The following is a 14,034-nucleotide window of genomic DNA, read 5'->3' as shown; positions in this document are numbered from 1 at the left end:
ATAGATAAAAATCCATGACATTTGTGATTTTCACAGACTATGTTCCCTATATCGGCATTTTAAGATTGCCACAATGAACATTCTGCACTGTTTCTACCTTCTGTTATTGACTTCTAGCCTCCACGATGTCTTAATTTAACTATAAAAATTTTTCTCAATTCGGAAAGGGCGTATTCACTATGTCTGTAGGCAAAAAGTTAAGCTTCGGTTTTTTCTCGATAATCTTTACCTTATTCCTGTCTTTGCTTATTTTATTTATCCAATTTACTAAAATTGAAAATAAAGTAGAAGAAGCTTTAGAAAAACGTGTCTCTTTAGTTGAACTATCAGATAATATTAAAATTGAATTGGCAATGCAAGGTCTTTTTATTCGTGCAATATTTATAGAAGATACTCCATATAATAAGGAGAGTTTTGAAAAATATGCATTAATGCTTGATGAGCATGTTGACGAAATTACAGAAAAAGCAGATTCACCTGATATGATTGAGTACGCTAAAGAGCTTAATACATATAACAATGATTTTAACAAAGCAGCTGATGCTGTTTTGGCTTTACACGAAGAAGGTAATATAGAAGAAGCTTTAAAAAAAGTAAATGGTGAAGCCCAACAAGCGAACAGAGGACTATCAGATGTCTCTGATAAAATTGTAGACTATCAAAAGAATCAATTAGAAATTATTACGAAGGAATCGAAACAGGCAGTAAAAAATTCTCAAATTATTTCTGTCATTGCAATTATTATCGGTGTAACACTCGGTATCTTCCTTATGTTCTATGTACAACGCAAAATTACTCGTCCTTTAAAATCCGTTGTAGCCGCAGCTAATAATATTGCAAATGGTGAATTATATCATCAAGATATCGCGAATCAATCGAAAGATGAAATTGGCCAACTTGCAATATCTTTTAACACGATGAAAAGCAACGTCCGTAATTTAATGACACATATACAAGAAAACTCTGAACATTTAACAGGTGCAGCTGAGGAGTTAACAGCCTCTACCGAAGAAGTTTCAGCTACAACCGAAGAGGTAACTTCCCGTATTAATGAAACCGCTACTTCAGCCGCAGCTGCAACAATCGCTGCAAAGGAAAGTGCTGCTGCTATGGATGAAACTGCTACAGGTGTACAACGTATTGCAGAAGCAACACAACAACTTCACCAAAATGCTATTGCTACATCGGAAACAGCCAACAGTGGTAACAACATTATAGAAGAAGCTCAACAACAAATGAATGTTATCAATGATTCAACACAACTAATTAACACGCTCGTTCAAAAACTGAGTAAACAATCAGTAGAAATAAGCAATATTACAGAAGTCATAACAACAATTACCGATCAAACAAATTTACTTGCACTTAATGCCGCAATCGAAGCAGCCCGTGCTGGTGAACACGGTAAAGGCTTCGCTGTAGTAGCTGATGAGGTCCGCAAGCTAGCGGAAGAATCAAAACAATCTGCCAATCAAATTGTCGCTTTAACACAAGACATCCAGCAAGATACTAAAAATGTTGAAAAGGCAGTATTTGATGGCCTTCATTCTGTAACAGATGGTGTTAAAATGATAGGAAATGCAGGGCTAGCCTTTGAATCCATCGTACAAGCAATTAATACAATGTCAGATCAAATTGAAGATATTTCTGCAACTTCTGAAGAAATATCCGCTAGCGCTGAACAAGTTGCTGCATCGGTTGCTGAAATTGCTTACGGTGCTTCTGCAAGTGCTGACAATACACAAATTATCGCTGATGCAATGATAGAACAAGCAGCGACAATCCAACAAGTAAACTTTGTAGCTACAGATTTAAGTGAAAAGGCTCTCGATTTACAAGATCAGATTCATCAGTTTAAGTTATAAACTTTAAAGAAGCACTCCAGGCATGAAGTTTGCCTGGGGTGTTTTTATATCTATATATTTATCAATCATTCAGTTATGTAGACGAACATCAAATAAAAAGTTAGTAAAACATCTTTTTTATACAAATTACATATGGCTTTGTAAATTTTTGCTGAAAAATAGAAAAATAAACTTAATATTGATTTCTAAAAGTTCCAAAATCACTCCTTTTCATATCTGCAGCATCTTTCTAAAGCGTCGTTGTATTATTTTAAAAAAATATTAGACTACTATTTTGCACTCCAATGGTTCTATTTTATCTATTAAATTGCATGCTATTTCATACATATTTCTCTCCTTTTCCCTTTTTTTCTCTCTTAAAGCTAAATACTAGATAAATACAAAACAAAATTTTTATATATCATTTATAGATAGTATTATTCATATTTTTAGATTAGAAATTACAAGAAATTCCCTTATAAAAAATCATATTCACTTAGTTTTACGATGATTTTCTACAAAACTATGTAAATTTCTTAATGTATAACAACCGTGACTTTTGAATCATTTTTTATTTGGTCGTAATATTATCAAAAAAATAGGAATTTTCCGTATAGTAAATCATTTTTTCGATTTTGTTTTATTTTTGATATTTTTAGCTGTTTTAAATCAAATTCTCATTATTTAAACACTTTTGTACACTAAAGTGATAGACCGAAGAAAATTATTATTCTTGTAAATGTCAGATAATACTATATAAATTTGAATCTTTTTTATTTTGTGCACAATGACTTTTTTGGTATATTAAATAGGAGCTTCACAAAAGGCTTAAAAATTGTATAAGGGGGATTCACATGAATAAGAACAAAAAGTTTTTATTACTAACAGTCCTTGCAGTATTTTCACTAGTACTTGCTGCATGTGGCTTCGGTGGAGATTCGTCTGACAAAGCAAAAGACGATAAAAAAGATTCTGGTTCTTCAGAAACAGCTTCTTCAAAAGAGTTGAATGTAGTTGTAGCTTCTGAGCCGCCATCTTTACATCCACAACTTGCAACAGATACAACTTCTGGAGCAATTCTTCAAAATGTATTTGAAGGTTTAATGGTTTTAGACCTTGATGGAAAACCAGCTCCTGGTATGGCAGAAAGCTATACAGAGAGTGAAGATTTATTAACTTACACTTTCAAATTACGTGATGCAAAATGGACAAACGGAGATCCAGTAGTTGCTGGCGACTTCGAATATGCTTGGAAATGGGCTTTAAATCCTGAAAACTTATCAGAGTACGCATCTTTACTTTACCCAATTAAAGGCGCTGAAGCTTATAACTTAGGCGAAGGTTCTGCTGATGATGTTGGTGTTAAAGCTGAAGATGACAAAACTTTAGTTGTAACTTTACAACAACCAACTGCTTACTTCTTAGAGTTAGTTGCATTTAAAACATATGCTCCTTTAAATCAAAAAGTAGTTGAAGGCAATGAAAACTGGTACACTGATGCTGGTGAAAACTTCGTAACGAACGGACCATTCACATTAGATACTTGGAAACACAATGATTCAGTTGTATTAAAGAAAAACCCTGAGTATTGGGATGCTTCTAGTGTAGCTCTAGATACTGTAAACATCGGTATGGTTGAAAATGAAGCAACAGCTTCAACAATGTTCAAATCAGGAGAAATCGATTATTTAGGTTCTCCTTATCAAACAGTTTCACTTGATGAAATTGATGGCTTTAAAGCAGACGGTTCTTTACAAATCGCTGACTACGCTGGTGTATACTGGTACAAATTCAATACAACAGACAAAATTACTGGAAACGCTAACATTCGTAAAGCGTTAACTTTAGCAATCGATCGTCAAGGCTTAATTGACAACATTACTAAAGGTGAACAAAAACCTGCTTTAGGTATGGTTCCATCTGCAATTAGCGGTTTTGAAGAAGACCGCGGTTACTTCAAAGATAACGATATCGAAGGTGCTAAAGAAGCACTTAAAGCTGGTATGGAAGAACTAGGTATTAAAGATCCTAAAGATCTTAAAATTAACGTTTCATTCAATACAAGTGAAGGACATGCCTCTATTGCTCAATATATCCAAGAAGGATGGAGCAAAAACCTTGGTATTACTGTAGGTCTTGAAAACTCTGAATGGCAAGTGTATTTAGAAAAACTTAACGTTCTTGACTACCAAGTAGGACGTATGGGTTGGATTGCTGACTACAACGATGCTTATTCATTCCTTGAAATGTATGATACAGCAGCAAATGGTAACAACGATACAGGCTGGGAAAATCCTAAATACAAAGAATTGTTAAAACAATCTATTGCTGAAGGTGACTCTGCTAAACGTTTAGATTTATTAAAACAAGCTGAATCTATCGCAGTTTCAGAATTCCCAGTTGCGCCAATCTACTACTACACAAACCTTTCAGTAGTTGATAAAAAAGTTAAAAACATGGTTCCAGATATTTTAGGTAACATTAAACTTAAATATGTTGATGTGGAATAATTTCCACTACTGAATCTTTTATCTTTTAAGCTCTACAACGAAGAGCTGCCTCGTGGCCACTTCGGCGCGAGTCAGCTCTTTTTAAAATACGAAGGCATTTATTTGTCAGAAAATTGACAAATAGAAGGAGGAGTTTTATGTGATTAAATATATTTTGAAAAGGCTGATGTATATACTTCTCGCGCTTTTCGTCATCGTAACGGCTACGTTTTTCTTAATGCGTCTTGCTCCAGGTAGTCCTTTTGCAAGTGAGCGTAATTTCCCTCCTCAAATTGAGGAAAAGTTAAACGAAACGTATGGATTAAATAACCCTTGGTATATTCAATATAAAGATTATTTAATCGATACGGCCTCATTTAATTTCGGTGAGTCTATGAAGTATAAAGCGCGTTCTACAAATGATATGATTAATGAGAGCTTCCCAGTTTCGTTAACACTTGGGATTGAAGCTATGCTACTGGCGATTGGATTCGGTGTATTAATAGGCGTAGTTTCAGCGCTTTATCATAATAAATGGCCGGATTATTTGGCAACGACCTTTGCGGTGCTCGGTATTTCTGTACCATCATTTATTTTAGCAGGCTTAATGCAGTATTTCTTAGCATTTAAATTAGGCTGGTTCCCTGTAAGTGGATGGAAAGGCTTCAGCTATAGTATCTTACCTGCCCTTGCTATCGCGTTCTCGCACATGGGCTTTATCGCAAAATTAACACGTTCAAGTATGCTTGAGCAAAATAGCAGTGATTATGTAAAAATGGCACGTGCTAAAGGAATTGGCAAATGGACAATCGTTTTCCGTCATACTTTACGAAATTCCTTACTGCCAGTTCTTACTTACCTTGGACCATTAACAGCTGGTGTTGTAACAGGTAGTTTCATCGTTGAAAATATATTTGCAATTCCTGGTCTAGGTAAACACTTTGTACAAAGTATTACAAACCGTGACTACACAGTTATCATGGGAACGACAGTGTTCTATTCAATCATCCTTTTATTTGCGGTATTAATTGTCGATATTCTATATAGCATTGTTGATCCGCGAATTAAGTTGAAGGGAGCGAAAAAGTAATGACTCAGCAACCGATTAACAAAGATATGTTTAAAATTGTCGGTGGAAATCATGAAGCAACAGATAAATTAGCTGATAAATCCGTTTCCTTCTGGAAGGAAGTATTTATTCGCTTTTCACATAATAAAATGGCAATATTCGGTTTAATTACACTGATTATCGTTATTATCATGGCGATTACTGTTCCAATGCTTTCACAATATAAATATAGCGATCAACTTGGTGTCTACAACAGTCCCCCATCTGCTGAATTTTGGTTTGGGACAGATGATTTAGGTCGTGATATTTTCGTACGTATTTGGGCAGGTGCTCGTATTTCCCTATTCATCGGGATTACAGCGGCTATTATTGACTTAGTGATTGGTGTTCTTTGGGGAAGTATTTCAGGATTAGCTGGTGGACGTGTTGATAATATTATGATGCGTATTGCCGACGTATTAACAGCTGTGCCTTACCTTTTAGTTGTAATCGTTTTATTAGTAGTTTTACAACCAGGTTTATTCCCTATGATTATCGCTCTTTCGATTACAGGCTGGATTAGCATGGCTCGTATCGTTCGTGGTGAAGTATTATCCATTAAAAATCAAGAATATGTATTAGCTGCACGTACTTTAGGTGCGAGCACAATGCATTTAATCTTAAAACATTTAATTCCAAATGCACTTGGTGCTATTTTAGTAACAATGACTCTAACAATTCCGTCTGCTATTTTCACTGAGTCATTCTTAAGTTATTTAGGACTTGGTGTTCCTGCTCCGCATGCTTCATGGGGTACAATGGCATCTGAAGGGAATAAAGCCATTACAAATGCTCCTTGGCGTTTAATTTTCCCAGCAGTATTTATCTCGCTAACAATCTTTGCGTTTAACGCTGTTGGTGACGGCTTACGTGATGCACTAGATCCAAAACTACGTAAATAAGGAGGTGGCCGAAATGAGTAAAACAATTTTAGAAGTAAAAGATTTAAAAATTAACTTTAAAACATATGCAGGACTTGTCCATGCTGTGCGTGGTGTAAACTTTGATTTAAAAGAAGGTGAAACACTAGCAATCGTTGGTGAATCTGGCTCTGGTAAGAGTGTTACGAGTAATGCCTTAATGAAATTAATTCCACAGCCACCTGGTATTTATGAGTCAGGACAAATTTTATTTAACGGTCGTGATTTAATTCCACTTACTGATAAAGAAATGTCAAAAGTACGCGGAAATGATATTGCTATGATCTTCCAGGATCCAATGACAAGTTTGAATCCAACTATGAAGGTCGGACGTCAAATAACTGAAGTAATTTTGCAACATAAGAAAGTTTCGAAGGCTGATGCTAAAAATCGCGCAATCGAACTTTTAACGCAAGTAGGTATTCCATTCCCTGAAAAACGTTACAATCAATATCCACATGAGTTTTCAGGCGGGATGCGTCAACGTGTTGTAATCGCTATCGCACTTGCTGCTGATCCTAAGCTGTTAATTGCCGATGAGCCAACAACAGCATTGGACGTAACAATCCAAGCACAAATTTTAGAATTAATGAAAGAAATTCAAAAAAGTTCTAAAACTTCTATCATTTTCATTACGCATGACTTAGGCGTTGTAGCCAATGTGGCAGACCGCGTAGCCGTTATGTATGCTGGTCAAATCGTCGAGTATGGTACAGTAAATGATATTTTCTATAATCCAAAACATCCTTATACATGGGGATTACTTGGTTCTATGCCTGATTTAGATAGTAATGAGGACGAGCTATTACGTACGATTCCTGGTTCACCTCCAGATCTTACTAACCCTCCAAAGGGAGATGCTTTTGCTGCTCGTAACGAATTTGCAATGGCGATTGACTATGAGCAAGAGCCGCCAATGTTCCAAGTAAGCGATACTCACTTTGCAAAAACTTGGTTGTTACATCCTGATGCGCCAAAAATTCCACTTCCAGATGCGGTTGCTAAACGTATTGAGGGCTTTTTAGCGAAGGAGGCAGAATTCAATGACTAAAACAGGTGCAAAAAAAATTCTTGAAATTAAAAACGTAAAGCAATATTTCGGTTCATCAAACAACCCTATTAAAGCTGTTGATGGTATTAGCTTTGATGTTTATGAAGGTGAAACACTTGGACTTGTTGGAGAATCAGGCTGTGGTAAATCGACGACTGGTCGCTCAATCATTCGCCTATATGATATTACAGAGGGTGAAATTATTTTCGACGGTGAAAATGTCCATGGTAAAAAATCGAAGAGCGATTTAAAGAAATTTAATCGTCAAATGCAAATGATTTTCCAAGATCCATACGCATCGTTAAACCCTCGTATGACAGCTGGAGAAATCATTGCAGAAGCTTTCGATATTCATGGTTTATATACGGATAAGAAAGAACGTCGCGAAAAAATCAACCAATTGCTTGAAGCTGTAGGTTTAAACAAAGAGCACGCAAATCGTTACGCACATGAATTCTCAGGTGGTCAACGTCAACGTATTGGTATCGCTCGTGCGCTTAGCTTAGATCCTAAGTTCATCATTGCCGATGAACCAATCTCTGCACTTGACGTATCGATTCAAGCGCAAGTTGTTAACTTATTAAAACAACTACAAAAAGAACGTGGCTTAACATACCTTTTCATTGCCCATGACCTTTCAATGGTTAAATACATCAGTGATCGTATCGCTGTTATGTACCGTGGTAAGATTATGGAAATTGGTAAAGCTGATGATATTTACAATCATCCTGTTCATCCTTATACAAAATCATTATTATCAGCAATTCCGCTTCCAGACCCAATGTCAGAAAAACGCCGTCAACGTATTCCTTACAAGCATACAGAAGTTGATGAAAGCGCAACATATCATGAAGTTGGCGAACAACATTATGTATATGGCACTGCTGACCTTGTGAAAACTTGGGTTGCCAATAAATAATATATGATCCATCCATTGAAAATATGCAATGGATGGATCTTTTTTTGTTGATTCCATTACTTAAATTGTAATAAATACTATTTTTACCATTATACACTTATTTTATCGGCGCATCAGCTATTAGTTCAAGATCTTGAATCTCTGTACCCGTTTCACGATCAATATTATAGCTTTTTATGCGTTTATTGATTGCAATCGTTGATGTACTGAATAACATCGGAACAACCATTGCCTTGTCAGCCATATACTCTTGCCAAGCACGGAATGCTTTTGCACGATAAGTTACATCTAATGCTTCTTCTGAATCTATATCATTTAATAGCTTTGTTAAATCATCAGAAACAAAGCGACTAAAGTTAAATGCGGCACCTTTACTATACAATCCCGCTGGCGATGGGTTTGTCCCTGTACTCCACGCACCAATAAACATATCAATTTCAGGATCATCTGCTTGTACTTTATCGTAGAAGTTGTTGAATTCAATTAAACGCCCTGTCGTTAATTGCACATCTAAGCCAACCTCTTTCCAGTTTTGACGATAGTACTCAATGATTGCTTCAGCCGTATCAGAGCCTGACATCGCCGCTAAACGAATGGTAAACTTATTGCCATCTCTATCTTCACGAATACCGTCACCATCTATATCTTTATAGCCTGCTGCATCTAATAATTCTTTCGCTTTTTCAGGATTGTAGTGATAGCCCTCAAGCGCACCATCATAGTAAGTTTTAAATGCTGGTGGAATTAATGAATTGGCACGCACGCGTAACCCTTGATAAAATCGATCTGTTACGGTTTCAATATCCATTGCATAGGCAATCGCTTTACGTAAATCAATATCATTCATTTTTGCCTTGTCATCATAAATATTTTCGCCTTTTTCTTTGTCATATTTCCCTAATTTAAAGCCTAAATAGCTGTATGATAATTCTGGACGTCCTAATATCGAAATATTCGATAAATTTTTTATAGAATCATATTGAGTGGCTGGGACTGAAGCGATATCAAATTGTCCTGCTTTCAATGCTTCACTAATAGTTGAAGTTGAAACGACTTGTACAACAAGCTTCTCTATTTTCGGTTTCCCTTTAAAATAGTGCTCATTTGCTACAAACTGCACGGATTCACCATTTACGATTTGGTCAAATTTAAATGGCCCAAGTGTAATCGGATTTTTTCTGACGGCATCCGAAGAAATCAAATCTTTTACGGCAATCGAAGCTAGTTGATGCTTCGGTGCTGCATAGCCCCATAAACCATCACCACCAGAATAAATAGCTGGTGACACTTTCTTTAACGAAATTTCTATCGTTTTATCATCAATCTTTTTAATACCAGAAATTGTAGTAGCTTTGCCATCATGGTATTCTTCTGCGCCTATAATATTTTTGAAGTCATCATCATAACGCACACCTTCATAATCGGGATGACCAATAATTTCATACGGGTAGATTAAATCCTCTGCCGTTAATGGTGTGCCATCCGACCATTTCACATCGCTTTGAATGGTGATTGTTGCCTTTTTATTATCAGTATCCACGTCCAATTTAGCTATTCCTTCATCCGTAAGCAAAAAGTCGCCATCGACCTCAAATAGACCATTTGAAGCATAACCTGTAATGGATCCGTCTGTGGCATCCGCAGATAGCTCAGCAAGGAAAATCCCTTTGAATGGTGAATCTGAGACAAGCCCTACGTGTAATGTACCTCCTTGAATAGCATCTCCCTCATTTGTTACTTCAGTAGGTAGTAAACTTGTATCTATTTTAGTATCTTCTGTTTGAGCTGGCTTATCATCGCTGTCTTTAGAACTGTTGGTCTGCTCTTTATCGGTAGAGTTGCAAGCAGCCAATAGCAACACGAATGCTATCATTACGGATAGTATTGTCCACTCTTTTCTCATCGATATTTCCTCCTCATTTCATCCACTGAATCTCACTTCACTTTTAATAGTTTCATCATAAACATGGCTCTATTTAATAGCTGTATCTGCAATAAATTCAACGTTTTGTAGCTCTGTAACATTTCCGTATTGAATAGCATAGTTTTTTATGCGTTTATTGACAGGAATAATTTCAGTACGGAAATACATTGGTATTATCGCTGCCTTTTCATGCATATATTCTTGCCATGCACGGAAAGCTTGGGCACGATAATCTGCATCTAGTGCTTCCTCCGAGTCAATATTATTTAATAATTTTGTCAGCTCTTCTGAGACATAGCGACTGAAGTTAAATGCTGCGCCTTTACTATATAATCCTGCTGGAGATGGGTTTGTTCCAGTTCCCCAAGCCCCCATATACATATCAATTTCAGGATCATCTGCTTCTACCTTATCGTAGAAGTTATTGAATTCAAGTAGACGCCCTGTCGTTAATTGCACATCTAAACCAACCTCTTTCCAGTTTTGACGATAGTACTCAACGATCGCTTCATCCGTATCAGAACCCGCTATCGCCGCTAAACGAATGGTAAACTTATTGCCATCTTTATCTTCACGAATACCGTCACCATCTGTATCTTTATAGCCTGCTGTATCGAGTATTTCTTTCGCTTTTTGCGGATTATAATGATAGCCCTCTAGCGTTTCATCGTAGTAGGACTTAAAAGCTGGCGGGATTAGAGAATTTGCACGCACACGTAGCCCTTGATAAAATTTATCTGTTACAGTTTCAATATCCATTGCATAGGCAATCGCTTTACGTAAGTCAACATCATTCATTTTTGCCTTTTCATCATAAATATTTTCGCCTTTTTCTTTGTCATATTTCCCTAACTTAAAGCCTAGATAGCTATAAGATAATTCAGGTCGCCCTAATATCGAAATATTTGATAAATTTTTTATACTATCATATTGATTGGCTCTGAATTCTGACGTTAAATCAAATTTCCCTGTTTTTAATGCCTCCCCTACTGATGTTGAGGGTACAACTTGCACAACGACTTTATCAATTTTTGGTTTGCCCTTATAGTAGTGTTCGTTTGCTACAAACTGTACAGACTCACCATTGACTATATTGTCAAATTTAAATGGCCCAAGAGTAATTGGATTTTTACGCACGACATCAGAGGAAATTAAATCTTTTACAGCAATCGCTGCAAGGTGATGCTTCGGTGCTGCATAGCCCCATAAACCATCACCACCTGAATAAATAGCAGGTGATACTTTCTTTAACGAAATTTCTATCGTTTTGTCATCAATCTTTTTAATGCCTGAAATCTTGTCTGCTTTACCTTCATGGTATTCTTCTGCCCCTACAATATTTTTAAAGTCATCATCATAGCGCACACCTTCATAATCGGGATGACCGATTATTTCATACGGATAGATTAAATCATCCGCAGTTAGAGGCATGCCGTCCGACCACTTCACATCCCCTTGAATCGTAATCATTACTTTATTATTGTTCGCATCAACATCCAACTTGGCGATGCCTTTATCAGTTATTAAAAAGTCTTCATCTACGACAAATAAACTATTTGTTGCGTAGCCCATAATTTCTGCATCATAAACATCTGCATAAAGCTCCCAGGAGAAAACACCTTTGAATGGCGAATCTGCTACAAGTCCTACTTGTAATGTGCCTCCTTGAATAGTATCCCCATCGTGTGTGACTTCAAATGGAAGAGTATTTGTATCTACTTTGTTATCTTCTGTTTGTGCTGGCTTATCGTTGCTGCCCTCAGCTTCATTTGACTGCTCTTTTTCATTGCGATTGCAGGCGGTAGCTAATAGCAATATGATTGCCAACGTAATAACATTCATCAACCACTTTTTCCTCATTGTTATTGCCTCCTCTGTTATCCCAATCTTTGTTTTGCATCAGCGGCACGACGGAATGCTTGTCCGATATAATTAATACCGAGCATTAAAACTAAAATTAATAAAGATGCTGGTAGCCAAACCCACCATTTGTCTGCTAAGACGAGCGGATTTCTTGCATAGCTTACTAAAGTTCCTAAACTTGGCGTCGAAGGTGGTAGCCCAAATCCTAAAAATGATAGCCCTGTTTCAATCCCAATATTACCCGCAAGACTTAATGTAAACTCTACTATTAAAATCGAACTTAAATTTGGTAATAGCCCCTTAAACATAATGGCTATATCACTCGTCCCCATTGTTTTAGATGCACTTACATAATCCCGTCGCCCTTCTGATAAAGCTTTACTTCGAATTAACCGTGCAATTCCTATCCATTGAAATGCACTAATAATAATAACGAGCTCAAGAACGCCATATTCTGGAATGATAGAAACAAGGACAATAAAAATCATAAGTGTCGGTAATGTAATAATAAAATCAATTATTCGCATCATCACATTATCCACAATACCGCTGTAATAGCCCATAATAATTCCCATAGCTATGCCTATAATATTGGCTATCACCGTTACCCATATAGCAATTAAAAGCGAATTTTTCGCCCCAATAATTAACTGACCTAGCACATCACGTCCTGCTTCATCTGCTCCAAGAATGTAACCATTAACACCTGGTTCGGTATAGCGTTCTAGCAAATTAATTTTCAATACTTCTTCTTGATTGAGCATCCATGCTGCAATAAAAATCGTTAACATAATAATCGTGACACCAAAAAAGGAAAACATCGCTACTTTATCTTTTTTAAACTCTCGTAAAACGACTTGTATACCTGTCGGCGGAGAGTTTTCCATCATATTCGTCTCGTAAGTTTGTTGCGTCATTCGTATTCACCTCTTCTTACACATTATGTTAGTCGTTAGTCTATACGGATACGAGGATCCACAATGCTCATAATAATGTCCGACAGCAGACTACCTAATAATGCTAAGAAACCATACAGCATGATAAGAGCAGTAATGACACTATAGTCGCGACTCGTTATTGAACTAATAAATAATTCCCCCATACCTGGGTAGCCATAAATAGTTTCTATGAAAATCGAGCCACCTAATAAACCTGTTATTGTAAACCCTAAAAACGCTGCAATAGGAAGAACTGAATTGCGGAAAATATGTCGCGCATATATTCTACGGATTGGAATGCCTTTACTTCGAGCTGTTTTTACATAATCTTGTGTTTTAGCATCAATAATTTCCGAGCGTAAATATTGGATAATCCCTGTAGTACCTAAAATAGCTGCCGTCATAGCAGGCAATAGCAAGTGATATATTTTATTCCAAAAATAGGCCATCGTTCCTGATTCAAGTCCAACATCAACGGTTCCACTCGTTGGGAACCACATGAAGCGATAACCAAAAACGAACAAGAAAACGAGAGATAATACAAAAGTGGGAATTGCGAAGCTTATAAAACTGTATAGGATAATCGATTTATCTAAAAATGTATCTTGCTTACGTCCTGCAAGCATTCCCAATGGTATGGCGAGCAAGTAGACTAGTATGACACTAAGTAATGAAAGCCAAAATGTATTAAGTGCACGCTCACCAATAAGAGTGGACACCGCAATTTTATATGTATAGCTTTGTCCAAAATCACCTTGAAAGGCATTCGTAATCCAGCGATAATATTGAACATACCAAGGATCATAGAAGCCCGCTTGTATGCGTAGTTCCTCAATCCTCGAAGGATCTGTCTCTGGTGTAATTAATCCTGTAAAAGGATCGCCAGGCATTTGTTTTGCCAATATAAATATAATTAAACTTAATATAAACATTTGGGGAATCATTACAATAGTGCGTCTCACAACAGTTTTCCACATT

10 protein-coding genes are annotated in these 14,034 nt (G+C 36.6%); 6 read left to right on the top strand and 4 right to left on the bottom strand.

Going from position 1 to position 14,034, the window contains the following annotated elements; genetic code table 11:
* Positions 1-179: 179 nt before the first annotated feature.
* The 6 genes from FH508_RS05155 (at position 180) to FH508_RS05130 (ending at position 8,331) form a co-directional block, all read left to right on the top strand.
* Positions 180-1,865 carry a methyl-accepting chemotaxis protein gene (locus FH508_RS05155; protein WP_173477815.1) on the top strand — a complete coding sequence of 562 codons (1,686 nt, stop codon included), beginning with the start codon at positions 180-182 and terminating at the stop codon, positions 1,863-1,865.
* 833 nt (positions 1,866-2,698) lie between these two features.
* On the top strand, positions 2,699-4,354 hold the full coding sequence (locus FH508_RS05150; protein ID WP_173477816.1) for a peptide ABC transporter substrate-binding protein: 1,656 nt from the start codon (positions 2,699-2,701) through the stop codon (positions 4,352-4,354).
* Positions 4,355-4,493: 139 nt separating this feature from the next.
* The gene (locus FH508_RS05145; protein WP_173477817.1) at positions 4,494-5,423 is read left to right on the top strand and encodes an ABC transporter permease; all 930 of its coding nucleotides are present in this window, start codon (positions 4,494-4,496) and stop codon (positions 5,421-5,423) included.
* Positions 5,423-6,343, top strand: coding sequence for an ABC transporter permease (locus FH508_RS05140; protein WP_305068707.1), 921 nt, complete (start codon positions 5,423-5,425; stop codon positions 6,341-6,343). Before FH508_RS05145 ends, FH508_RS05140 begins: the two co-directional genes overlap by 1 nt.
* Before the next feature lie 13 nt (positions 6,344-6,356).
* On the top strand, positions 6,357-7,412 hold the full coding sequence (locus FH508_RS05135; RefSeq protein ID WP_173477818.1) for an ABC transporter ATP-binding protein: 1,056 nt from the start codon (positions 6,357-6,359) through the stop codon (positions 7,410-7,412).
* Positions 7,405-8,331 (top strand): ABC transporter ATP-binding protein, encoded by a 927-nt coding sequence (locus tag FH508_RS05130; RefSeq protein ID WP_173477819.1) that lies wholly within the window; start codon positions 7,405-7,407, stop codon positions 8,329-8,331. The genes FH508_RS05135 and FH508_RS05130 overlap by 8 nt, the downstream gene beginning before the upstream one ends.
* 97 nt (positions 8,332-8,428) lie before the next feature.
* On the opposite strand, the gene FH508_RS05125 is transcribed toward FH508_RS05130, so the two are convergent.
* The 4 genes from FH508_RS05125 to opp4B form a co-directional block, all read right to left on the bottom strand.
* Entirely contained in the window at positions 8,429-10,234 is a 1,806-nt protein-coding gene (locus FH508_RS05125; RefSeq protein WP_173477820.1) for an oligopeptide ABC transporter substrate-binding protein, read from the bottom strand.
* A 69-nt stretch (positions 10,235-10,303) separates the two neighbouring features.
* A complete protein-coding gene (locus tag FH508_RS05120; RefSeq protein ID WP_173477821.1) occupies positions 10,304-12,115 on the bottom strand; it encodes an oligopeptide ABC transporter substrate-binding protein in 1,812 nt (603 codons plus the stop codon).
* Positions 12,116-12,132: 17 nt separating this feature from the next.
* The gene (locus FH508_RS05115) at positions 12,133-13,035 is read right to left on the bottom strand and encodes an ABC transporter permease (RefSeq protein WP_173477822.1); all 903 of its coding nucleotides are present in this window, start codon (positions 13,033-13,035) and stop codon (positions 12,133-12,135) included.
* A 35-nt stretch (positions 13,036-13,070) separates the two neighbouring features.
* Complete coding sequence (gene opp4B, locus FH508_RS05110) at positions 13,071-14,033, bottom strand: oligopeptide ABC transporter permease (RefSeq protein ID WP_173477823.1); 963 nt, start codon at positions 14,031-14,033, stop codon at positions 13,071-13,073.
* Between the last annotated feature and the right edge of the window lies 1 nt (position 14,034).

Source organism: Lysinibacillus sp. CD3-6, assembly GCF_006351725.2.
Classification (GTDB): domain Bacteria; phylum Bacillota; class Bacilli; order Bacillales_A; family Planococcaceae; genus Lysinibacillus.
This window is presented reverse-complemented; position numbering and strand designations above follow the sequence as displayed.

Bases quoted from the DNA above. Each gene is read 5' to 3' on its own strand.
- FH508_RS05155 (WP_173477815.1), top strand. From the start codon at position 180: ATGTCTGTAGGCAAAAAGTTAAGCTTCGGTTTTTTCTCGATAATCTTT.
- FH508_RS05150 (WP_173477816.1), top strand. From the start codon at position 2,699: ATGAATAAGAACAAAAAGTTTTTATTACTAACAGTCCTTGCAGTATTT.
- FH508_RS05140 (WP_305068707.1), top strand. From the start codon at position 5,423: ATGACTCAGCAACCGATTAACAAAGATATGTTTAAAATTGTCGGTGGA.
- FH508_RS05135 (WP_173477818.1), top strand. From the start codon at position 6,357: ATGAGTAAAACAATTTTAGAAGTAAAAGATTTAAAAATTAACTTTAAA.
- FH508_RS05130 (WP_173477819.1), top strand. From the start codon at position 7,405: ATGACTAAAACAGGTGCAAAAAAAATTCTTGAAATTAAAAACGTAAAG.
- FH508_RS05125 (WP_173477820.1), bottom strand. From the start codon at position 10,234: ATGAGAAAAGAGTGGACAATACTATCCGTAATGATAGCATTCGTGTTG.
- FH508_RS05120 (WP_173477821.1), bottom strand. From the start codon at position 12,115: ATGAGGAAAAAGTGGTTGATGAATGTTATTACGTTGGCAATCATATTG.
- FH508_RS05115 (WP_173477822.1), bottom strand. From the start codon at position 13,035: ATGACGCAACAAACTTACGAGACGAATATGATGGAAAACTCTCCGCCG.
- opp4B (WP_173477823.1), bottom strand. From the start codon at position 14,033: ATGTGGAAAACTGTTGTGAGACGCACTATTGTAATGATTCCCCAAATG.